We start from the raw sequence: 22,526 nt of genomic DNA on the forward strand, positions 1-22,526 counted from the left end.
TTTCGTCATAGATTAAATCGAAGTTTTTAATTTCAATCGAATTTATGAATCAGTTTAAAGGATGGTAATAATATGGATACAGAAAAAAAGCAAAATAATCTTAATCATTCCCAAGCCAATTTGCAGCAAACAAAAAATGAGGAACTGCTTTCTTACAATCAATTAGCCGCAGGTATTGCCCATGAAATAAGAAACCCGCTAACAACAGTAAAGGGCTTTATGCAGCTGTTAAGGCCCTACCTTGAAGAAATCGGAAAAGAAATCTATGTAGATATTGCCATTGATGAATTAGATCGGGCAAACAAACTTATATTTGACTTTTTAAATGCATCGAAGCCCAGTCAAAATATGCAAACAGATGTAGCGCTAAATAAGCTGGTACAGGAAATGACTCTTTTATTTGAAAGTGAAGCTATTCTGAAAAAAATCGATCTTGGCTTTGCACTGTCTGTTGATGAACCCGTCGTGACCGGCGACGCAAATCAGCTAAAACAAGTCTTACATAATATTATCAAAAACGCTATCGAGGCAATTTTAACAAATCAACAAAAAGGAAAAATTCATTTGAACGTTACTGTGAATGGTGATAAAGCATACATTATGATTGAGGATAACGGATGCGGCATGGACGAGGAAACCCTTACAAGTATGTATATCCCTTTTTTCACAACAAAGCAATCCGGCACGGGGATCGGAATGTCTATATGCAAGAAAATTATTGATAATCACCATGGGCAAATAAATATCAGCAGTTTTCCTGGGAAAGGAACGGCTTTTACCATTGAACTCCCACTCAAAAACAAGCGGCAGAGCTAAATTGCCGCTTGTTTTATTAGATTTTTAGAAGTTTAAAATGCTTGTTCCCTAAAAGATCTGAAACATAGTCAAGCTTCGCATGATCAAAATAAACAAGATCTTTTTCGTGAATTAATATTTTGATTCCTTCTATTTCAAATTCTTTATCATCTGTTAATGGCCGCTCTTCCAGAGACAGCTTAAGTTTGGGACCACCTCAGCCAATTCCCATAGTCAGGCGGACATACAGCACTTCATCATCAGATTTTTGTTCCTTTGTAATTTCCTGTATAAGCTTCTGATGGGCACTCCCAGTTAGCTTTAACATTACATCACCCCGCTCTCGTTTTTTATTATATCCCCTGCCTGTTGAAAATTCACCAGATAAGAATTTTTCCGAACTTTTTAAAAAATTTAGCGAAAAATCAAGAAATTTGTATTATAGTAGGGTAAAAGTGATGCGAAGGTGAACGGGTCTATGAAAAAGATAAATAGTTTACTATTTTCCCTTCTTTTATGCATAGCATTGGTTATCATATCTGTCTTTTTAATGATTCAAATGTATCAAGAGGCTTCTGCTAAGGAAACAGCCCCTTTGCAAATTCATTTGCATGAGGCAAAGCAAACAGTTTCCCTCTCAAAGACTGTGATTGAGACAGTTACCATCGGAGGCATCGGTGATATTTTGATTCATGATTGGGTATATAACGATGCTAAAGCAGCCGCTGGATATAACTTCAAGCCAATGTTTGAACAGGTCAAACCTTTGCTGCAGCAGCCTGATGTTTTGCTTGCGAACCAAGAAACCATTCTTGGCGGAGAGACATTTGGAATTTCCAGCTATCCCTTATTTAACAGTCCACAGGAAGTTGGCGATGCTTTAATAGATGCCGGTGTTGATATTGTCTCAACTGCAAACAATCATTCACTCGATAAGGGCGAAAAGGGTCAGATTGCCTCGCTAAATTATATGGATCAGATTGGCCTTTCCCATGTTGGGACATATCGAAGTCATGAGGATAAGCAAAAACTTAAAGTCATCACCAAAAACGGGATTAAGATTGGTTTTCTCTCCTATACATATGGGACGAACGGAATCCCAGTTCCCGAAGGAAAAGAATATCTAGTAAATCTGATTGACAAAGAAGCGATAAAACAAGAAATTTACCGAGCAAAAGGTGTGGCGGACGTACTGATTATGAGCATTCATTGGGGGAATGAATACCAACGTCATCCTGTTGAGGCGCAAATAGAATTAGCACAATTTCTTGCGGACGAAGGGATTGATGTGATTTTTGGTCATCATCCCCATGTTCTTCAGCCAATGTCCTGGATTAAAGCAAAGGATGGCCGGGATGTGTTCGTTGTATACTCATTAGGAAACTTCCTTTCAGGACAATATCATGATTATAAAGATATTGGCGGAATGGCTACTGTTGAAATTACTAAAGAAGTCTATGATGGCGGAAAAAAGATTACAATCAATAATCCGCAATTTTACCCAACCTATGTTTCTAATAAGGGGTTAAAACAATACCGAATCGTCCCATTACAAAATGCTGCAAGCTATGGATTAAAAAATGCAGAAAATAAATATAAAGAAATCCAGCAGCATATGCTTGGAGGCCTGAAGTAATGGTAAAATAGCTAGAGGAATAATGAGAGGGTGAGACCGGTGACGAAAATGAAAAAGCAGACTGCACCGCTTATATATATGCAGCTTCTCCTATTCATTGCTATCATACTCTTAGCTCAATATCAGCTTTTTACCTTTGCCTTTATTTCGATTTTTTGTTTTATCCTTTATTTAATGATAAAAAGTGAACCAAATCGATTATTCATTTGGACAGCTGCTGCCTATTTACTGGGATATGTTTTTTATTTGTACGGGGATCGGCTAACAGAGGAATTGCCGTTTAGTTTCAGCACGATCATGATTGTTAAACGCTTTTTATTGCTATTTCCAATTCTGTTCATTTATTATGTATCAAAGAAATTTGGCAAAAGAGCAAATGACTTTTATGGCTTGCCCAATTGGAAGGAAAAGATCTCCTTCCCTTTTATTTGGAAAGGTTTCCATACGGTTTCTATTAAAACCTTTTTAATGATTGCTTTAAGTATCAATGTGATCGCCTTCATCCCATTGATACTTAAAGAAAACATGGTGCTGAGCCTTTCATTTCTTACATTCCTTATACTTTTTTCTGCTATTAATGCCATTATAGAAGAAGCTTTATGGAGAGGCTTATTGTTGACAAGAATGAAGGATCTGGCCGGAGAAAAGGCAGCTGTTATTTTTTCTGGACTCGCTTTTGGATTGTCCCATTTGGCGCTTGGCTACTCTTTGCCGATTTGCCTGGGATTTGCAGCAGGGGGAGTTTTTTATGCTGGTATAACTGTTCGTTCCAGGAGCCTATTTCCAGCAATGATCTGGCATTTTTTCTATAATGGTTTGATGATTGTCAGCGGAATCATTCCTTATCCCGGCTGACAAAACAAACAGGGTTAGAGTAGTCAGTATGCTCTAACCCTGTTCAAACCAAATATGGTTCTCTAAACCCTCACTTTTTAAGATCTTTGCTCCTTTTTCACCAATTAAATCAAAATGAGAATAACCGTCTTCCCGGTGATGGATCCACTCTTCCTTTAAGCAATACTTTTTTCCCCATTGGATTAATTTATTTAAATCACTGCACCCAACTTTTGTCACTGTCTTACTGCCTGGAAACCGATCATCAAGCCAATAATGGGTTAAAAATGCAATTTCCCCCTGGTCAATTTTTGCTTTCCACAATCTGATATCCTCTTTTTTTATTCCAAATGCCAAAACAAGCCCCCCTTTATTTCCATCAACTTAGCTCTGTACAGGCTGTTTTTTTGCCTTTTCATAGGCTTCATGCCAATCAGGAAAAGATCTTTTAATTGAAACTGGACGGAAACTCTCCCTTTTTACGCATGTGTGCTTGGACATACCAGTAACAGCCAGCTCACCTTCTGGTGTAAAAATCTCGTATCCATATACAATGCGAAGACCATCATATTCCTCAACCCATGTTTTTACAGTTGCTATTTGCCCATATCTTAGCGGTTTTTTATACGATGCCTGAATATCTAAAACAGGAGAGAGAATCCCCTCCTTTTCAAGCTGAGCATAGCTAAACCCTAATTCATTTATCAGCTGTGTTCGCCCTAATTCCATCCAGACAAGGTAGTTGGCATGGTAAACAACGCCCATCTGATCGGTTTCTGCATATCTAACTTCAATTTCCCTTTCAACAACTAGCATGATGATTCCCCTTTTCTCATACGATTAAGTGCCAATTCAAAGTCCGCTTTTTCAAGGAAGGATATTTCTTCTATTTGTTCCATTTCCTCATGTTCAGACATTAATCTGATCGCCTGGAACTGAATGGCTTCATCTGTTAAATTAGTAGCAAATCTCCCATTGCCATTATTCGGTGCAAGCTGCAAATGCTCTTTAAGATAATCAATAGCCTCTTCATTTAACCGATATTGAAAATTTGAGGCATAGGAAATGATAATCTGCAGCAATTCTCCAGCTGCATAATCAGGAAAATGGAAGAACTTTTTAAATCTGGACTTTAGCCCAGGATTGCTTTGGAGCAAGGATTCCATTTCCTTTGGATAGCCAGCAAGTATCACTACGAGATTTTCGTTATGCTTGGTCATTTCATCAACAAGCGTATCAACAGCCTCTTTGCCAAAGTCTCCTGGAGCAGCACGCAGCAGCGAATAGGCTTCATCTATAAATAGGACACCGCCTAGCGCTTCTTTAATTTTTCTTTTTGTTTTTATTGCTGTCTGTCCGACATACCCTGCCACGAAATCTGATCTGCTTGCGACGATTAAATGGCCTCTTTTTAATAGGCCGCACTCTTTTAGCAATTCGGCATAAATTTTTGCTACTGTCGTTTTCCCTGTCCCAGGGTTACCCGTAAATACGGAGTGCAGTTGGATGGGGACTGCAGGAAGCCCTTTACTTCTTCTCATCTGCTGTATTTTCACGAAGGAAATAAGCCTAGTGACTTCATGCTTTATTGTATCAAGACCAATAAGACCCGCTAGTTTTTCGCTGGGACCTGCTGATTTCTCCTCTTCCTTGATTTCAAAGTCTTCTTTTTCCAATAAGGTATAGCTAAGGATTTGCTCTTCCTGACTGGACTGAGCTCCTTTTTTGAAAATGGCATTCAGTACAATATTTTTGACAGTCCGTGCGTTACCAAATGTTTCGTCCACACGTTCATTCTCAATTTGATCCTCAAGAATATACTTTGCTTCTTCCGTTATCATATAATCATTTTCATAAGCAAATTTTTCTGCCATTTCAATGAGTTCTTCGTTTGAATAGCTTGGCAGGTGAATGTGGTTAGAATTTGGAAACCGGCTTCTCAATCCTGGATTGGCATCAAGAAATTGTCTCATTTCCTCAGGATAGCCTGCCAGGACTACAGCAAATTTACCCCCGAAGTCGGAACCCGTCATTAAAGAAACAAGTGTATCTATCACAGCCTGTCCGTAGTCATTTCCTGACTGACCAATTCTTTTCAAACTATAGGCTTCATCAATAAATAACACTCCACCGAGAGCCTTTTCCACGATGGAGCGGACATTCTCCTCAGTCTGCCCAACGTATGCACCGACAAGATGGGAGCGGTTCACTTCAACTACTTCTTCCTTTGGCAAAACACCCAACTCATGATAAATTTTCGCTAAAAGCCTTGCCAAGGTTGTTTTTCCTGTCCCCGGATCACCGGTTAAAATCATATTCAGGCTTAATTCATCCTTTGTTTTAAAGCCAAGCTGCTTGCGATTTTTTTGATAGGTAAGAAAGCGGTAAAAGTCATTCATTCTTTCTTTAACAGATTCTAGTCCAATCATATCTTGAAGCTCATCCAATGCACTAGCTTGGCTTGGCTGCCTTAAATCTTTGAAGATAAAAAGGTCCTTCCATTCCTTTTTCATGTCCTCGATTAAATCAAGATGATTTTTCATATCGCTATAATAGCCCGAATTATAAAACATACCAGAAACAGATTGGATAAATTCTTCCGAGGCCTTTAATAATAATTCCGTTTCATTAAGGATCTTTTCTAATATATCTATTAATTGTTGATATTGCTGATACGATGACTGTTCCTTTGATGATTCCATGGCATTATGGATGGTTTGCCGCTCCAACTCTGCCAATGGCAAAAATTGCTGGCAAAGATCTATAATTTGCTTGGCAGTGCCCATTTTTGCTTGTCTGCTGTCTGTTTCCCGTAACGCGGGGAAGGATAACACCTGCAGGAATCCTTTTTTATCGTTCCACTGTCGTTTTGATATGACATCAGCTGCCAGCTGATTATTTATATTTAATTGATGCGCTTTCTGAATCCAAGCAAGCCCAACCGAATCTTGCTCAAATTTCCCTAGCCGCGAAAGGCCGGCGATCGTCAATAATTCTGAAACAGTTTCACGATCCCTATCTTCCTGCAAGGATTTAATTGCGGCGATAACTGGCCGTTCATCCGTTAAAAAGCCATTATCGGTTAGCTCGGACTTCCATATTTGTATTTGTTCATTGAGATAGCTTTGATTTTTATGTTTTTCCATTATGTATCACTCTTCATATTAAGATCCTTTCTATCTTAACACATCCTCATCAGTTCCAAAAAAGAAAATGACCTGACCCAATAGATGGGGATCAGGTCTCGGTGATTCGTTTTCTAGTTACTGATAGTTATTTTGTCCGCCGTTCTGCTGTGCGTGTGCTTCATCCTTAATTTCAGAGCGCATAGCTTCAATACTTTCTCTGCGGCGTTCGTTTTTTGCCTCAATATTGGCACGGTCTTGGCCTTCAGCAAACTTTGCAGCAGCCTCGGCCTCGTGAATATTCTCAATCGTGTTTTGTACCATGGATTGCAGCTTTTCGACATTATCACTGCGGTCATCTGGCTTCGGTTTGTTGTTATAAGTCATTTCCAGTTCCTCCTTTGATCATTGGTGATGATACAAGGTTAGTTTGCGAAAACTCCTGAAATTTATCCAGGAGAAACATGGGCACCAAAGTCTTTTGCATTCATAAAAAAGCCCGCTTTCTCTCGTCTAGTGAAAGCGGGTTGAATATCTATTTATTCACCTTTTGTTTGCATAACCTGCGGCACACCGCCTGTATTGCTTTGCATTTTCTTGCCGTTATTTCCGCCATAGCCCTGTGGCTGTGTACCAATATGGTTTGGAGTATACTTTCGTGCATCTCTTTTTGGATTTCCCATAATGAATCCCTCCTCTATCTAAAGTATCTGCTAGTCAGTTAAGATTCATTTATGGAAATGTATGTCACTCCGCTTTATTTAGACGCTTTTCCTCTAAGCGTTCCTCAATTCTTTCCATGGCAGCTAGGTCGCGCATGATTTGACGCTTATTTTCCGAAACAAGTTCAGCGAATGAACGCTTTCTCGGTTTTCTCATTGATAGTCACCTTCCTTTAACCTATAGTACAAATATTATGGCCATTTTTAATTGTAATTATTACAACTTTTTGAAAATTTATAGATTTTTGCTTTTTGTGGTTAAGCACCTGCAGCGAAGATCAACTAAGCGACTAAAATCAACATTGAGCTTTAACACAGCCTTATTGTTGAAAAAAGAAAAACACCGGGATCGCCGGTGTTTACATTTCGGAAAGATATTCTTTCATTCGCTGGTATGACATGGTGCTGTAGTGTTTAAATTGGATAATGCCTTCTTCATTAATAAACAAAGTGGTTGGAATAGATAGGATCCTATATGTGGTGTTAGCCTCATCCTGTTTATCGAGCAAGATGGGAAAGTGCAGGCCTAATTTTTGGGCATAACCAGACACATCACTTTCAGGGTCAATATTGATGGCGAGTATCACAATGTCACCCTTATGTTCCTTATAGAATTTCTGCATGGCGGGCATTTCTTTTTTGCATGGCGGGCACCAGGTAGCCCAGAAGTTCACCATTACTTTTTTACCTCTAAAATCGGAAAGCTTGACTGTTTCACCGTCCAGGTTTTTTAGTTCAAATTCAGGCGCCTCCATCCCGATCTCTGGCCCAACTAATTTTGTTTTAGCAGGTTCCTCAGTTTCCATGGCATGTACGATTATAGCAGTCATAAAAGAAATGAAAAAAAAGGCAGCTATTGTCTTTTTAAACAACTTTATCGACATCCTTTTTGTCAATGTTACTAGTATTTTTGCCCAAATGCCTAGAAACATGAGGAAAAATAAAAAAGCGTGAGATTTCAAAGAGAAATCCCACGCTTTTTGAAAATTAGTTAGCTAATTTTTCACGAAGAACCATTTGTAAAATACCGCCATGACGATAGTAGTCAATTTCTACTTCTGAGTCGAAACGGACAACAACTTCGAATTCTTTCTTATTGCCTTCTTCATCAGTTGCAGTTACTTTTACAAGGTCATGAGGCTTGACGTTTTCATCGATTTGAACATCGATTGTCTCTTTGCCAGTTAAGCCAAGAGCTTCAGCATTTTCGCCTTGCTTGAATTGAAGTGGAAGAACACCCATTAATACAAGGTTAGAACGGTGAATACGCTCATAGCTTTCAGCAATGACTGTTTTGATGCCTAGAAGGTTTGTACCTTTAGCAGCCCAGTCACGTGAAGAACCCATTCCGTAATCTTTACCAGCAAGAACAACAAGGCCAGTTCCATTTTCTTTATACTTCATGCATGCATCGTAAATGGACATAACTTCACCTGTTGGCCAGTAAGTTGTATAACCGCCTTCTGTTCCAGGTGCTACTTGGTTACGGATACGAATGTTAGCAAATGTACCGCGCATCATGACTTCGTGGTTTCCGCGGCGTGAACCGTAGGAGTTGAAATCACGAACTTCTACACCATTCTCAAGCAGATATTTTCCAGCAGGTGTATTTTTGCCAATTGCACCAGCAGGAGAAATATGGTCAGTTGTTACGGAATCGCCGAATTTACCAACAACGCGTAAACCAGCTAATGGTTTTACTTCATCTGGATCCTTTGATAATCCTTCAAAGAATGGAGGATTTTGAATATATGTTGAATCATCATTAAATGCATATAATGCATCGTCATTTGTTTCAATCTTATTCCATAGAGCATTGTCTCCGAATACATTTTCGTATTCTCTGCGGAATAATTCTGGTGTAACAGTTTTCTTAACCACTTCATTAACTTCAGCAGTTGTTGGCCAAATGTCTTTAAAGAAAACGTCGTTTCCATCTTTATCTTTGCCAATGGCATCGTTCTTAAGATCGACATCCACAGTTCCAGCTAATGCATAAGCAACAACTAGCGGTGGAGAAGCTAGATAGTTAGCTTTTACAAGCGGATGGATACGTCCTTCAAAGTTACGGTTACCTGAAAGAACAGATGTAACAAGAAGGTCGCTTTCAGAAACAGCTTTTTCAATTTCTGGCAATAAAGGACCTGAGTTACCGATACAAGTAGTACATCCGTAACCAACAAGGTTAAATCCTAGCTGATCTAGGTATGGCTGTAGACCTGAATCACGAAGATAGCCTGTTACAACCTTAGACCCTGGAGCTAATGAAGTTTTCACATAAGCTGGCACCTTCATGCCAAGCTCTGCTGCTTTCTTAGCAACTAGACCCGCTGCAACTAGAACATATGGGTTAGAAGTGTTTGTACAGCTAGTGATAGCTGCAATAGCAACCGCACCAGTCTTCATTACAGTCTCATTGCCGTTTTCAAATTTAACTGTAGCTGTTTTATCAATTTCCTTCTCGTCAAAGCCAAAGCCTTGGTTGCCCTGTGGAGCAGTAACCGCTTTGTTGAATTCTTCCTTCATTGCTGAAAGAGGAATTAAATCCTGCGGACGCTTTGGACCAGAAAGGTTAGCTTCAATTTCATTAAGGTTAATTTCAACTACACTTGTATAAACTGGTTCAAGGCTTGGATCAAAGAATAAACCGTTCTCTTTGCTGTATGCTTCAACCAAATTAATTTGTTCTTCGCTGCGGCCAGTTAAACGCATGTAATTTAATGATTCAGCATCTACTGGGAAGAATCCGCAAGTTGCGCCATATTCTGGAGCCATGTTAGCAATCGTTGCACGGTCTGCAAGTGGAAGTGATACGACTCCAGGACCGTAGAACTCAACAAATTTGCCAACTACACCATGAGCACGAAGTACTTGAGTTACTTTCAAAGCAAGGTCTGTTGCAGTTGCTCCATCAGGAAGCTCGCCAACTAATTTAACCCCTACAACTTCCGGTACAGGGAAATATGAAGGCTGTCCAAGCATGCCTGCTTCAGCTTCAATACCGCCGACACCCCAGCCAAGAACACCGATACCGTTAATCATTGTAGTATGGGAGTCAGTTCCAACTAGTGTATCTGGGAATGCTTCTACTTCGCCGTCTTCGTTTTCAACAGCATGAACAACATTTGCAAGAAATTCTAAGTTTACTTGGTGAACGATACCTGTTGCAGGCGGAACTGCACGATAGTTATCAAATGCTTTTTGCGCCCAGCTTAGGAACTGATAACGCTCCTGGTTACGTTCAAACTCAAGCTGCATATTGAAGTTAAGCGCATCTTGGCTGCCGAATCTGTCAACTTGAACAGAGTGGTCAATAACAAGATCCACTGGTTTAAGCGGGTTGATTTTATCTGGATCTCCGCCCATGTCAGCCATTGCTTTTCGAAGAGAAGCAAGGTCAACAACTGCAGGAACGCCAGTGAAGTCTTGAAGGATAACACGGGAAGGTTTGAAAGGAACATCAATTTCCTTTACTTCGTCTGTTCCCCATTTTGCTAGATTTTCAACATGTTCTTTTTTAATAACGCGTCCGTCTAATTGACGAAGGACAGATTCTAATAGAACCTTGATAGAATAAGGCAATTTAGAAACATTACCCACCCCAGCCTGTTCTAGAGCAGCCAGGTTATAATAGTGATAAGTTTTCCCGTTAACTTCTAATGCTTTGCGGGAATTGAAAACATCATTTTTTGCCATCGGGTAATCCCCCTTCTTACATAAATATTCAATTGAAATGAAATAAATTGTCAAAAAGTTAGAATATTCGCCCCATCCAACTTTTCTCACAATTACTATCTTAATACAACCTTTAACATAAGTAAATAACAAGAAAGTTATTGTTTCCGATAAGTTTTTCTTATCTCAAAGGAAAATGAACAGATTTTTTTAATTATTAGCCCATCCCTTTAATTATTTCTCTTATTCATTATTGCTTTACAAACTGATTTTATTATAGCAAAAAAGCTTTTATTTAACATAAAATAACAGCTCCAAGGCAAACTATTATTTGGAGGTGAAGAAAATGGCAAAAAGAAAATCGAATCATGTCATCCCTGGCATGAATGCCGCTAAAGGACAAGGGATGGGTGCAGGATTTAATGAAGAATTTGCTAACGAACCATTGACAGAAGCGCAAAAGCAAAATAATAAGAAGCGGAAAAAGAACCAATAAATGAGAAAAGCCGAGGACACCCGCACAGCGGCGAGCTAGATTATCACTAGATGGAAAAATTAATCCATCTCTAACTAAAAAAAGAACCCAGCTAACGGGTTCTTCCTTTACTAACTTATTGAAATTGATTGACCTCAGTGACCATTTGGCCCAAATCTCTTTGAAATTGCTCTAACTGGCTGCGCTGTGTTTCAGAAGCGACCTCAAGGGCATTTTCAATTTGTTCATATGCTTCATTGACCTCTTGCTTTAAATGCTTCAGCTGATGGCCGTAGCTTGCCGAATCCTTGACTATTTCGTAATACAGTTCCTGTGCATCTCTAATTCCCTGCTGTGCAGCTTGGAATGCCTGCTGTTTATCTTTATTGTATGGCATTAATTTTCACTCCTTAATGATTTAGTAAGTTTAAATTGTGCAGGTGTGAAAAAAAATATTCCGTATATATTTGCAGAGATTTTCCATGCTAATGTTGAGGAGGGATAGATATGAACAAAAATGATAGCAAGGATATGAGAAGGAATGCTCCAAAAGGAGGAAACTCAGGCCAGCCTGAGCCGTTAAGCGGTTCAAAAAAAGTGAAGAACCGTAACCATACCAGACAAAAAAATAACTCTGGACATGATATGTAGGATAGGTCCAGGCGCCGGGGCTGCAAAAATACAACAGCCCCGATTTTTTTCTGTATGCAGGTCATTTAGCACCCTTTTATCTCGTGATTTGTCCTTCATCGACCTTATGAAGGACATCTAGCCTCATTTTTCCTCACGCCTTGTACTTCATCAATCTTATGAAGGACATTTAACTCCATTTTTCCCCGCGATTTGTCCTTCAGAAAGATTGCAAAGCCCCAACAATGATTTCCTCTTCTTCTTCGGAAACAGATCGCAAATCTATTAAGACCTCATCCTTTTGAATCCGGACAATGATGCTCGGCGAGCTGTCTTTCCTTAACTTTTCTGCAAGCTCTTGTGCTGTCAGGGTATGATGTTTTATTACTGCAGCATAGGATGGCAGTTCAACATCCGGCATTGTACCTCCACCAACCTGGCCAATACTTTCCGTGAAAGAAACTTCATATTGATCAGCAGCAGACTTTAATTGTGCAATAAAACCTTCTGTCCGTTGTTTCATTTCCTCCTGTGTAAGCAGCAGTTCGTGAATGATAGGAATATTTCTGACCCCTCTGTCTCCCTTTACATATTCATTTAAGGTACCCTCTAACGCAGCAAGTGTCATTTTATCGACCCGCAATACACGTGCAAGCTGATGCGTTTTTAATTGATCAATCAGCTCTTTTTTTCCAGCGATAATTCCCGCCTGCGGACCTCCTAATAGCTTGTCCCCGCTAAATGAAACAAGGTCAGCTCCCTTATTTAATACCTCCTTGACAACCGGTTCATCACCGATGCCATGTTTGGTGAAATTATATAAAGCTCCGCTGCCAAGGTCTTCGTAAAAAATGACTCCGCGCTGTTTTGCGAGCGTTGCGAGTTCCTCTGTTTCAACAGTTTTGGTAAAACCGATAACTTTATAGTTGCTTGTATGCACCTTGAGGACCATGGCTGTTTGCTCGGTAATTGCCTCTTCATAATCTTTCAGGTGCGTTTTATTGGTTGTGCCAATTTCAACAAGATGTGCCCCGCTTTCTTCCATAATAGAAGAGATCCTAAATGATCCGCCGATTTCCACAAGCTGACCTCTGGAGACAATAACCTCCTGATTAGCGGCTAAAGCCTTCAAAATTAAATAAACAGCAGCCGCATTATTATTAACAACCATGGCCGCTTCTGCACCTGTCAAAGTTTTAATTACCCCTTCTACATGACTATGCCTTGAACCCCTTTTTCCCTCCTCGATTTGATATTCAAGATTTGAATAATGAACAGCTGTTTCCAGCATATGTTGAGCGGCATCCTTGCTCAGCCTCGCGCGTCCCAAATTAGTATGAAGAATTGTACCCGTTGCATTTATTACTCTCTTAATGGTATAGCTGAATTCCTTTCCTGCTGCTTTTTCTAATTTTTGAAAAATGACATCATGAAAGGCGCTGCTGCCAGGTTCGGGCCCGTCCCACGCACCTTCAAGCATGTCAGTCCGAATGCCGCTGATAACAGCTTTTAAAAGATTGGTTATATGTATTAAATCAATGCTATTGTTATTCATTATTTGTAAAAAACGCTCGTCTTTTTGAAGCTCATGTATCGGCGGTATATATCTTAATAAATGTTTCATTCTGATCCCCTCCAATTTCCCACTTGATTATATCATCTTTTATGATGGGAAAAAATTGGACTTCAAAACCCTAAGCGCCTTAAGCTAGACATTCCATGAGCTTCTCTCTCAAAAAAACCTCCCCATATAAATATGAGAAGGCTTAATAGAATTAGTCTTGCAGCTCTTTCAATTTTTCTATAATCTGCGATGACTTTGGAAATAGCCCGGTGTCATCTTTAGAGTATATTTTTTCTCCGTTTACGGATACTTCAAATACTCCTCCTGAGCTAGGTATAAGCTCCATTTTTTCGATTTTATGTCTAAATTCAGTAAAGAGATCTTCCGCGAGACCCGCGGCTTTTGGTGCGTAGTTTCACATCATGCAAAATTCAACTTTTATAGTAAATGTCATGTTGGCCTGACCTCCTTTTTTAAAAAATTCAGCTTTTAATATATAGTCATTGTAGTACAAACCTTTTGTTATTCGCAAATAAAGCATACTTTTACCAACCTATCCATCGTACGATAGACGAGAGGGTCTTTTTGTTCGTTAAATAGGATAAACAATATGTGATTATTTTTCTCAGAGAAGGTATACTTAAATCTTGGAGGTGGATACACATGACAGAACATGAAAAAATCCGTTTAACATCAATGTCAACCAAAGCTGGCTGAGGATGCAAAATTGGTCCTGAAGACCTGGCGCAAGTTTTGCGTCAATTACCAAAACAAGATCCCATTCCAGAATTACTGGTGGGGAATGAAACATCAGATGATGCTGGTGTGTATAAATTAACAGACTCAATCGCCCTAATCCAAACCGTCGATTACTTCACACCAATCGTAGACGACCCTTATATGTTCGGACAAATTGCTGCGGCAAATGCTTTAAGTGATGTATATGCCATGGGAGGCCAGCCGAAAACAGTTATGAATATTGTCGGCTTTCCTGTTAAAAAACTTGGCGGAGACATGCTCGCTGAAATCCTTAAGGGTGCAGCAGATAAGGTAAAAGAAGCTGGAGCCATTACTGTCGGCGGACATTCAGTGGATGATCAGGAACCAAAATTCGGACTTTCCATTACCGGACTTGTTCATCCTGAGCATTTCTGGAGAAATGTCGGCGCAAAGCCAGGAGATGCCCTTGTCCTAACTAAGCCAATCGGAGTTGGCATCATGACTACCGGGATAAAACGCGGGGCGGTCACTAAAGAACAGGAAGCAACTGTAACAGATTTTATGGCCATGCTAAATAAAACAGCGGCCGAAATCTTAATGAATTACTCACCAAATGCTGTAACGGACGTAACTGGATTTGGCCTTGTAGGCCACGGAACGGAAATGGCTAAAGGGAGCAATGCAAGCTTTGAGCTCGATTATTCTAAGGTGCCGATCCTTGAAGGGACGGAAGAACTCGCTGCCGCTGGTATTATCCCTGGCGGAACGAAATCCAACCATACATGGGTGAAGGAAGATGTCTCTTATGAAAACCTTAGCCAGGAGGAACAATTTATTTTATGCGATGCGGTAACCTCTGGAGGGCTTCTTGTTTCCATCCCCGAAAAGGAAGCTAAAGCCTACGTGGAAAAACTGCATGACGCAGGACTTGGATATGCTGCCATTATCGGAAAAGTTACCGAGAAAAAAGACAAGCTCATTTACGCAAAAAAATCCCTTGATTAAAAAATCAAGGGATTTTCCTTATTTAGTCTGCAATTTATCCAGCATGTCTTTTGTCATTGCAGCTAGGTCATATTTGGCTTTAAAGCCCCATTCTTCTTTGGCCGCACTTGCATCAATTGAATTTGGCCAGCTTTCAGCAATTTCCTGGCGAACAGGATCCACTTGATAGGAAATTTCGAAACCTGGGACCGATTTGCGAATTTCAGCAGCAATTTCCTCTGGATCAAAGCTCATTGCTGTGACATTAAAAGCGTTGCGATGCTTAAGTTTGGCAGAATCCGCCTCCATTAAATCCATAATGGCATTTAACGCATCAGGCATATACATCATATCCATATACGTGCCTTTATCAATATAGGAAGTGTATCGGCCATTTTTAACCGCTTCATAATAAATTTCAACGGCATAATCGGTTGTTCCCCCTCCAGGAGGGGTTACGTATGAAATTAGGCCAGGGAATCTTAATCCCCTTGTATCTACGCCAAACTTATGAAAATAATAATCGCAAAGTAATTCGCCGGAAACCTTATTTACCCCGTACATAGTAGTTGGACGCATAATGGTATCCTGAGGAGTCTGGTCTTTTGGTGTTTGCGGACCAAAAGCGCCGATTGAGCTTGGTGTAAAAAATTGACAATTAAGCTCTCTTGCAGCCTCAAGAGCATTTAAAAGCCCGCCCATATTTAAATTCCAGGCAAAGACAGGATTTTTTTCTGCCGTAGCAGAAAGAAGTGCAGCCATATGAATAATTGTATCAGCCTTGTGTTTTCGCGCTGATTCAATTATTGTTTTTGTATCTGTTACATCAACGACTTCAAAAGGGCCGGACAAAGCTGCCTCAGAATCATTTTTGCGGATGTCTGTGGCAATGACATTATCTGCACCATAAATATCTCTTAATTTCATTGTCAGCTCTGAGCCAATTTGCCCTAAAGCGCCTGTAATAAAAATTCTTTTCATAATTTCCTCCCAGCCTTCCCTTGTTGAAAAATCCTCTATTTCTCTAAATAATTTCCAATTCTTTTCCAACCTTCTCGTATATGGAAATGGCCTGATCTAGCATTTCCTTCGTATGTGCCGCAGACGGCATATTTCTTACTCTTCCGGTACCTCTAGGAACTGTAGGAAAAACGATGGATTTAGCATAAACACCGTTATCATCCAGTTTCTTGCTGAATGCCTGGGTTTTAACCTCGTCACCGATGATACAAGGGGTAATCGGTGTTTCGCTATTGCCAATATTAAATCCTAGCTTTTTTAAGCCTTCTTTTAAATAATTGGCATTTTCCCATAGTTTTTCATTCAGCTCTGTACTTTCCATTAATATTTCAATCGCTTTTAGGCTGGCAGCCGTATCAGCAGGTGTTAAGGAAGTAGAAAATAGGAACGGACGGCTTCTGACCTTGAGCCAATCAATTAATTCGCTCTTCCCGGCAACATAACCTCCGACAACGCCGATCGCTTTTGAAAGTGTGCCAATTTGGAAATCAATTTTATCAGAAAGACCAAAATGCTTAACTGTTCCTGCACCCTTTCCTAAAACTCCAGATCCGTGTGCATCGTCGACATAAGTAATGAGATCAAATTCCTCGGCAATTTCAACGATTTCAGGCAATTTAGCAATATCGCCGTCCATTGAGAAAACCCCATCAGTAATGACCATAATTTTATTATATTGCCCAGATTCGGTTGCCTCTTTTGCTTTAGCCCGCAGATCATCCATATCGGAGTGGTTAACGCGGATTATCTTTGCTTTAGATAAACGGCATCCGTCAATAATGGATGCATGATTTAGTTCATCTGAAAGGATAGCATCATTTTTGTCCATCACAGCTGAAATGGCAGCCATATTACAGTTGAAGCCTGATTGATAAGCAATAGCAGCTTCCGTATGTTTAAATTCAGCCAGTTTCTTTTCAAGCTTTAAGTGGATATCCAATGTTCCATTGATTGTTCGGACGGCTCCCGCTCCTACCCCATATTTACCAATGGCCTCAACCGCTGCATCTTTTAAGCGCTGATCTGTCGCCAGGCCAAGATAATTATTAGAAGAAAGATTTATAAGCTCCCTTCCATTAATTTTTATAACAGGGCCATTAGGGCCTTCAACTGGGTCAATGACATTGTAAAGACCCTTCCCTTTTAAATCCTCAAGGTTTTCCTTTAAAAAAGCATCCAAAGTTTTGCTAGTCATAGTTCAATCCCCCATAGTAATGATTTCATCATGATGTCACTGTTCAAAACACATATGTCCTTCTGAAAAACACAGTGACAACCTTGATATATTAAGGATTATCACATATTACTTTACCATATATATTATTTTTGTACATATATCACGGACAGTTTTTTTGGCAAAAATTTTGCCTTTTTATAGTTTGCCCATTTTTATCATTTTGATGGGATGGCAGGCTTGACCTACTCCCGAGGATTTTTTGCACAAGATGTTCTTTTGTCCACTTTTTTTAATATATATATAACGAATGTGCTTGTTATAAAATTATATTAAATATTTATTTATAATAATTATAAATAGATATTGATTTTTAATTGAAAACTGTTATCATTGTGTTCAAGAAGTAAATTTTGCAATGAGGTGATTGGTATGAAAGAAAAAAATTATTTAACAACCAGCTGGGGCGCCCCTGTTGGAGACAACCAAAATTCGATGACAGCTGGTTCCCGAGGACCGACATTAATTCAGGATGTTCACTTACTGGAAAAATTAGCTCATTTCAACCGCGAGCGTGTGCCTGAACGTGTTGTTCACGCAAAAGGTGCGGGTGCACATGGCTATTTTGAAGTGACAAATGATTTAACTAAATACACAAAAGCTGCCTTTTTATCTGAAGTTGGCAAACGCACACCGATGTTTATCCGTTTTTCAACAGTCGCCGGCGAGCTTGGCTCTGCTGATACAGTGCGTGACCCGCGCGGATTTGCAGTAAAGTTTTACACAGAAGAAGGCAACTATGATTTAGTTGGGAATAATACACCTGTCTTCTTTATTCGTGATGCGATAAAGTTCCCAGATTTTATCCATACACAAAAGCGTGATCCAAAAACTCATCTGAAAAATCCAACGGCTATTTGGGATTTCTGGTCGCTATCGCCTGAATCTTTGCATCAGGTGACCATTCTTATGTCCGACCGCGGCATTCCAGCAACATTGAGACATATGCATGGGTATGGAAGCCACACCTTCAAATGGGTCAATGAAGACGGTGAAGCAGTATGGGTGAAGTATCATTTTAAAACAGAACAGGGCATAAAAAATCTCAGTGTAGAAACCGCAGCGAAATTGGCAGGTGAAAATCCTGACTACCATACAGAAGATTTATATAACGCGATTGAAAATGGCGATTATCCTTCTTGGAAATTAAGTGTGCAGATCATGCCATTAGAGGATGCCGACACATACCGCTTCGATCCATTCGATGTGACAAAGGTTTGGTCGCAAAAGGATTATCCATTAATTGAAGTTGGCCGAATGGTCCTAAACCGGAACCCGGAAAATTACTTTGCGGAGGTTGAACAGGCTACCTTCTCTCCAGGAACCTTTGTACCAGGTATTGAAGCTTCACCTGATAAAATGCTTCAGGGGCGTCTGTTTGCCTACCATGATGCGCACAGATACCGAGTAGGTACAAACCATCAGATGCTGCCGATCAACCGGCCGAAAAATGAAGTGAAAAACTACCAGCGCGATGGTCAAATGCGTTTTGACAATAATGGCGGAGGCTCTGTCTACTATGAGCCAAACAGCTTTGGCGGACCTGCTGAGGCTCACACGCACAAACAAACGCCATTCCCAGTTACGGGTACAGCCCAGAGCACGTCTTATGATCATAATGACCATTACACACAAGCTGGCGACCTATACCGCTTATTATCTGAAGAAGAGCGCAGCCGCCTTGTTGCTAACATTGTTGCCGCAATGAAGCCTGTTGAAAAAGAAGACATAAAGATCCGTCAGATTCAGCACTTTTATAAAGCAGATCCAGAATACGGCACACGCATTGCCAAAGGCTTAGGATTGGCTATTCCTCAGGAAGTAAAATAGAGATTCAAATGGATGAAGGATTCGTGATTCATACACGAATCCTTTTTTGCATTTGGAAGGAAGATAGTCTAGTCTAAAGCATAAAAATCGAGTATGATGAAAAAATGAATGATTTTTTATCTAAAGTGAGGATTTATTACAATGAGTTTATTAACTGTAGAACAATTAAGTCATACGTTCGGTGACAGGACCTTATTTAAGGACGTATCTTTTCGCCTGCTTGCCGAAGATCATGTTGGTTTAGTCGGCGCCAATGGTGTCGGCAAATCTACCTTAATGAATATTATTACTGGCCAGCTAATCCATGATTCCGGCCGTGTCGAGTGGACACCAAGCGTTCACTACGGATATCTTGATCAGCATACCGTATTAACGCCAGGAAAAACGATGCGCGACGTATTAAAAGACGCTTTTCTTCCGCTATTTGAACAAGAAATGGCACTGAATGAAGTCACTGCCAAAATGGCTGATGCAACGCCTGAAGAACTGGAAGAATTATTAGAAGAAATGGGCAAAATTCAAGACAGACTGGATGCCGGGGGCTTCTACTCACTTGATATCAAGATCGAAGAAGCTGCACGCGGATTGGGACTTGATGCGATTGGCCTGGATCGTGATGTTTCCGCACTCAGCGGAGGGCAGCGGACAAAAGTTCTTCTAGCCAAGCTTCTTTTGGAACAGCCGCAGGTTCTTCTTCTCGATGAGCCGACGAACTACTTAGATGTAGAGCACATCCGCTGGCTGACCAGCTATCTAAAAGACTACCCATATGCGTTTATTTTAATTTCCCATGATACAGAATTTATGAACCAGGTTTCCAACACCATTTTTCATTTGGAATTTTCCAAGCTGACCCGTTATACGGCAAGCTACGAAAAGTTCCTTGAATTAGCGGAAATTAATAAAAACCAGCATATTAATGCCTATGAAAAACAAAAGGAATTCATCAAGAAGCAAGAAGAATTTATCGCAAAAAACAAGGCCCGCTATTCCACAACAGGACGGGCTAAGAGCAGACAAAAGCAGCTTGACCGCATGGAGCGAATTGATCGTCCAGAAACAGCAATGAAGCCAACCTTTGAATTTAAAGAATCACGCGGCAGCAGCCGTTACGTGTTTGAAGGTGAGGAATTTGAGATTGGCTATACTCATCCGCTTTTGCCGAAAATGTCGATAACGATTGAACGCGGTGAAAAAATTGCTATTGTGGGCTGCAACGGTATCGGTAAATCTACCCTTTTAAAAACGATGCTTGGCAAAATTGAGCCAATCAGCGGAAAGGTAGAACGCGGTGACTTCCTCTTCCCTTCTTATTTTGAACAAGAGGTAAAAGCAGACAATATTACACCAATTGATGATGTATGGAATGATTTTCCTTCATTAGATCAGCATCAGGTTAGAGCAGCCCTTGCTAGATGCGGTTTGAAAAATGAACATATTTCACGTCCATTGAATCAATTAAGCGGCGGTGAGCAGGCAAAAGTTCGTCTATGCAAGCTTATGATGAATGAGAGCAACTGGCTGCTTTTTGACGAACCAACAAACCATTTGGATATTGATGCAAAAGCAGAATTAAAACGTGCCCTAAAAGCATATAAAGGCACCATTGTCCTTGTCTGCCACGAACCTGACTTTTATGAGGATTGGGTAACAAAGGTGTGGAATGTGGAAGAATGGTCGAATCAGCTTCAATCTAATTAAGATGATAAAGGTCCCCGAATTTTTAAGGGGATCTTTTTCTATAGGCCCATTTGTGAAATTTATGAAATTTCTATTACGCTCTTAAAATAGCCAATAAAAAGTGTATAATAAATTGACACAAAAAATATTTTATGAGGATAATAAATGAATGAATAAAAAGAAAATTGCCTGGATTACCGACAGCACTGCCTTTATTACAAAAGAATTAGCCGATCACCCTGATGTGTATATCGTTCCTTTAACGATAACTTTTGGAGATGAGTCCTTTGAGGATGGGGTTGAGCTTCAAACAAACGGGTTATATGAAAGAATTCGTTCCTATAAAGAAATACCGAAAACATCACAGCCAGCAGCCGGAAGATTCGCTAAATTGTTTGAAAATTTGAAAGAAACCTACGAATCCGCGATTGCCATTCACATTTCAGGCAAATTGAGCGGAACGATTAACAGCTGTTTAACAGGTGCCGAACTTGCTGGATTTGAAGTGAAAGCGGTTGATTCGCGATCGATGTCCTATGCAATCACAACCTTAATATATAAGGGGATGGAAATGGAAAGAAACGGGCATTCCAGCCAGGAGATTGCCGAAAAGCTTAGAGTGGAAGCAGAAAAATCTGAGAACTATATCTTGCTTGGAAGCCTTGATCAATTTTACAAAGGCGGCAGAATGTCAGGTACCGCCTACCTGCTAGGCAGTTTACTGCACATAAAGCCAATCATTCAAATAAATTCAAGCGGAGAGTTTGCCTTATTTGATAAAGTCCGTTCCGAAAAAAAGGCAATCAAGCGAATGCTCGAATTATTCGGAGAAGCTTATCAGAAACATTCCATCTCACAAGTGCAAATTCTTCACGGAAATATTCAGGATAAAGCCGAAAAGCTTGCTGAAGAGTTTCGCGTGCTTTTTCCAAATCTGGACATTTTTATTGGCGAAATTAGTTCAACAATCGCCGTTCACTCTGGAGAAGGTACATTAGCCACCATGTGGCACAATGAATAATAAAGAGCTTGCCGCTGGCAAGCTCTTTTAATTTCGTCCAAATCCAAAAAAGAAAGTTTTGCTTCGTAACATTTTTGCTGATCGATCAATTAAAAGCTGGTAACCATAAATAAAAATAGCAAAGGCATAGTACATGGTAAATATATAGATCGATTTAAAATTCTGCAGCTTATAGACGTTAGACTTTTGAAAAAAAGCATTCAATGGAAAGGCGAGCAACGCATCCATTACCCCGTTAAGCAACAGATACCGTTTAAATTTCCCAAAACAAAAGTGAAAAATCCATAGCGTCCCAGAAAAAAATGGCCCATAGATAAAACTTAAGTCCATTAAAGCTAACTTTGCTATGCCTCCTTTAACCGACCACCAGCGATATCTTAATGCAAATAAGGAGACAATAATCACCATGAAGGAACAAAAGATGGATACTGGCAAATATCTATGAAAGGATTTTTTAGGTAAAAATAATAGCGTAGACCATGAAATAAGAACAATGCATAAGCGAATTAAATTAGCTGCCAAAAGTCTTCCTCCTTCCCAAAACATATCTTTTGCAGTTTTTGGAAAAGTATGTGGAAGAC

General features: G+C 40.0%; 22 protein-coding genes and 1 pseudogene. 9 read left to right on the top strand and 14 right to left on the bottom strand.

What is annotated here, in order from left to right; translation table 11 throughout:
• Nucleotides 1–72 precede the first annotated feature (72 nt).
• The 3 genes from AC1Q59_RS01810 to AC1Q59_RS01820 all read left to right on the top strand — a co-directional run bounded on the left by AC1Q59_RS01810 (nucleotide 73) and on the right by AC1Q59_RS01820 (nucleotide 3,286).
• Nucleotides 73–816: an ATP-binding protein gene (locus tag AC1Q59_RS01810; RefSeq protein ID WP_492364061.1), complete on the top strand. Its 744-nt coding sequence runs from the start codon at nucleotides 73–75 to the stop codon at nucleotides 814–816.
• Between the two features lie 457 nt (nucleotides 817–1,273).
• Nucleotides 1,274–2,431 (top strand): CapA family protein, encoded by a 1,158-nt coding sequence (locus AC1Q59_RS01815; RefSeq protein ID WP_492364062.1) that lies wholly within the window; start codon nucleotides 1,274–1,276, stop codon nucleotides 2,429–2,431.
• A 48-nt stretch (nucleotides 2,432–2,479) separates the two neighbouring features.
• Nucleotides 2,480–3,286: a CPBP family intramembrane glutamic endopeptidase gene (locus tag AC1Q59_RS01820; protein ID WP_492364319.1), complete on the top strand. Its 807-nt coding sequence runs from the start codon at nucleotides 2,480–2,482 to the stop codon at nucleotides 3,284–3,286.
• A gap of 33 nt (nucleotides 3,287–3,319) precedes the next feature.
• Here the strand turns inward: AC1Q59_RS01820 and AC1Q59_RS01825 are convergent, their stop codons facing one another.
• From AC1Q59_RS01825 to acnA, 8 genes are all read right to left on the bottom strand, one after another.
• Nucleotides 3,320–3,622: a hypothetical protein gene (locus AC1Q59_RS01825; protein WP_492364063.1), complete on the bottom strand. Its 303-nt coding sequence runs from the start codon at nucleotides 3,620–3,622 to the stop codon at nucleotides 3,320–3,322.
• A gap of 27 nt (nucleotides 3,623–3,649) precedes the next feature.
• The gene (locus AC1Q59_RS01830) at nucleotides 3,650–4,081 is read right to left on the bottom strand and encodes an acyl-CoA thioesterase (RefSeq protein WP_492364064.1); all 432 of its coding nucleotides are present in this window, start codon (nucleotides 4,079–4,081) and stop codon (nucleotides 3,650–3,652) included.
• Nucleotides 4,075–6,411, bottom strand: coding sequence for an AAA family ATPase (locus AC1Q59_RS01835; RefSeq protein WP_492364065.1), 2,337 nt, complete (start codon nucleotides 6,409–6,411; stop codon nucleotides 4,075–4,077). The genes AC1Q59_RS01830 and AC1Q59_RS01835 overlap by 7 nt, the downstream gene beginning before the upstream one ends.
• A gap of 117 nt (nucleotides 6,412–6,528) precedes the next feature.
• Nucleotides 6,529–6,777, bottom strand: coding sequence for a small acid-soluble spore protein Tlp (gene tlp / locus AC1Q59_RS01840; RefSeq protein WP_492364066.1), 249 nt, complete (start codon nucleotides 6,775–6,777; stop codon nucleotides 6,529–6,531).
• Between the two features lie 152 nt (nucleotides 6,778–6,929).
• Complete coding sequence (locus AC1Q59_RS01845; protein ID WP_492364067.1) at nucleotides 6,930–7,073, bottom strand: acid-soluble spore protein N; 144 nt, start codon at nucleotides 7,071–7,073, stop codon at nucleotides 6,930–6,932.
• A gap of 64 nt (nucleotides 7,074–7,137) precedes the next feature.
• A complete protein-coding gene (locus tag AC1Q59_RS01850) occupies nucleotides 7,138–7,269 on the bottom strand; it encodes an FbpB family small basic protein (protein ID WP_492364068.1) in 132 nt (43 codons plus the stop codon).
• A gap of 202 nt (nucleotides 7,270–7,471) precedes the next feature.
• A complete protein-coding gene (locus tag AC1Q59_RS01855) occupies nucleotides 7,472–7,984 on the bottom strand; it encodes a peroxiredoxin family protein (protein ID WP_492364069.1) in 513 nt (170 codons plus the stop codon).
• Nucleotides 7,985–8,099: 115 nt separating this feature from the next.
• Nucleotides 8,100–10,808: an aconitate hydratase AcnA gene (gene acnA, locus AC1Q59_RS01860; RefSeq protein WP_492364070.1), complete on the bottom strand. Its 2,709-nt coding sequence runs from the start codon at nucleotides 10,806–10,808 to the stop codon at nucleotides 8,100–8,102.
• Between the two features lie 325 nt (nucleotides 10,809–11,133).
• Between acnA and sspO the strand changes: the two genes are divergently transcribed.
• Nucleotides 11,134–11,283 carry a small acid-soluble spore protein SspO gene (gene sspO, locus AC1Q59_RS01865; RefSeq protein ID WP_492364071.1) on the top strand — a complete coding sequence of 50 codons (150 nt, stop codon included), beginning with the start codon at nucleotides 11,134–11,136 and terminating at the stop codon, nucleotides 11,281–11,283.
• A 115-nt stretch (nucleotides 11,284–11,398) separates the two neighbouring features.
• Here sspO and AC1Q59_RS01870 read toward each other — a convergent pair whose 3' ends face one another.
• Nucleotides 11,399–11,659, bottom strand: a complete 261-nt coding sequence (locus AC1Q59_RS01870; RefSeq protein ID WP_492364072.1) for a hypothetical protein — start codon at nucleotides 11,657–11,659, stop codon at nucleotides 11,399–11,401.
• A 110-nt stretch (nucleotides 11,660–11,769) separates the two neighbouring features.
• On the opposite strand from AC1Q59_RS01870, the gene AC1Q59_RS01875 reads away from it, so the two are divergent.
• Nucleotides 11,770–11,913: a small acid-soluble spore protein P gene (locus AC1Q59_RS01875; protein ID WP_492364073.1), complete on the top strand. Its 144-nt coding sequence runs from the start codon at nucleotides 11,770–11,772 to the stop codon at nucleotides 11,911–11,913.
• A 199-nt stretch (nucleotides 11,914–12,112) separates the two neighbouring features.
• On the opposite strand, the gene selA is transcribed toward AC1Q59_RS01875, so the two are convergent.
• The gene (gene selA / locus AC1Q59_RS01880; protein ID WP_492364074.1) at nucleotides 12,113–13,516 is read right to left on the bottom strand and encodes an L-seryl-tRNA(Sec) selenium transferase; all 1,404 of its coding nucleotides are present in this window, start codon (nucleotides 13,514–13,516) and stop codon (nucleotides 12,113–12,115) included.
• Between the two features lie 151 nt (nucleotides 13,517–13,667).
• A pseudogene (locus AC1Q59_RS01885) lies at nucleotides 13,668–13,859 on the bottom strand (SelT/SelW/SelH family protein); the annotation flags it as partial.
• Between the two features lie 260 nt (nucleotides 13,860–14,119).
• Here AC1Q59_RS01885 and selD point away from each other — a divergent pair.
• Complete coding sequence (gene selD, locus AC1Q59_RS01890; protein WP_492364075.1) at nucleotides 14,120–15,181, top strand: selenide, water dikinase SelD; 1,062 nt, start codon at nucleotides 14,120–14,122, stop codon at nucleotides 15,179–15,181.
• 18 nt (nucleotides 15,182–15,199) lie between these two features.
• Here selD and AC1Q59_RS01895 read toward each other — a convergent pair whose 3' ends face one another.
• Entirely contained in the window at nucleotides 15,200–16,141 is a 942-nt protein-coding gene (locus AC1Q59_RS01895) for an L-threonine 3-dehydrogenase (RefSeq protein WP_492364076.1), read from the bottom strand.
• A gap of 43 nt (nucleotides 16,142–16,184) precedes the next feature.
• Nucleotides 16,185–17,375, bottom strand: a complete 1,191-nt coding sequence (locus tag AC1Q59_RS01900) for a glycine C-acetyltransferase (protein ID WP_492364077.1) — start codon at nucleotides 17,373–17,375, stop codon at nucleotides 16,185–16,187.
• Between the two features lie 411 nt (nucleotides 17,376–17,786).
• On the opposite strand from AC1Q59_RS01900, the gene katA reads away from it, so the two are divergent.
• The 3 genes from katA (at nucleotide 17,787) to AC1Q59_RS01915 (ending at nucleotide 21,945) form a co-directional block, all read left to right on the top strand.
• Complete coding sequence (gene katA / locus AC1Q59_RS01905) at nucleotides 17,787–19,244, top strand: catalase KatA (RefSeq protein WP_492364078.1); 1,458 nt, start codon at nucleotides 17,787–17,789, stop codon at nucleotides 19,242–19,244.
• A gap of 141 nt (nucleotides 19,245–19,385) precedes the next feature.
• Nucleotides 19,386–20,945, top strand: coding sequence for an ABC-F family ATP-binding cassette domain-containing protein (locus tag AC1Q59_RS01910; protein ID WP_492364079.1), 1,560 nt, complete (start codon nucleotides 19,386–19,388; stop codon nucleotides 20,943–20,945).
• A 148-nt stretch (nucleotides 20,946–21,093) separates the two neighbouring features.
• Nucleotides 21,094–21,945 (top strand): DegV family protein, encoded by an 852-nt coding sequence (locus tag AC1Q59_RS01915; RefSeq protein ID WP_492364080.1) that lies wholly within the window; start codon nucleotides 21,094–21,096, stop codon nucleotides 21,943–21,945.
• 27 nt (nucleotides 21,946–21,972) lie between these two features.
• Here AC1Q59_RS01915 and AC1Q59_RS01920 read toward each other — a convergent pair whose 3' ends face one another.
• Nucleotides 21,973–22,467: a hypothetical protein gene (locus AC1Q59_RS01920; protein WP_492364081.1), complete on the bottom strand. Its 495-nt coding sequence runs from the start codon at nucleotides 22,465–22,467 to the stop codon at nucleotides 21,973–21,975.
• Between the last annotated feature and the right edge of the window lie 59 nt (nucleotides 22,468–22,526).

Source organism: Cytobacillus sp. MT66 (assembly GCF_058792595.1).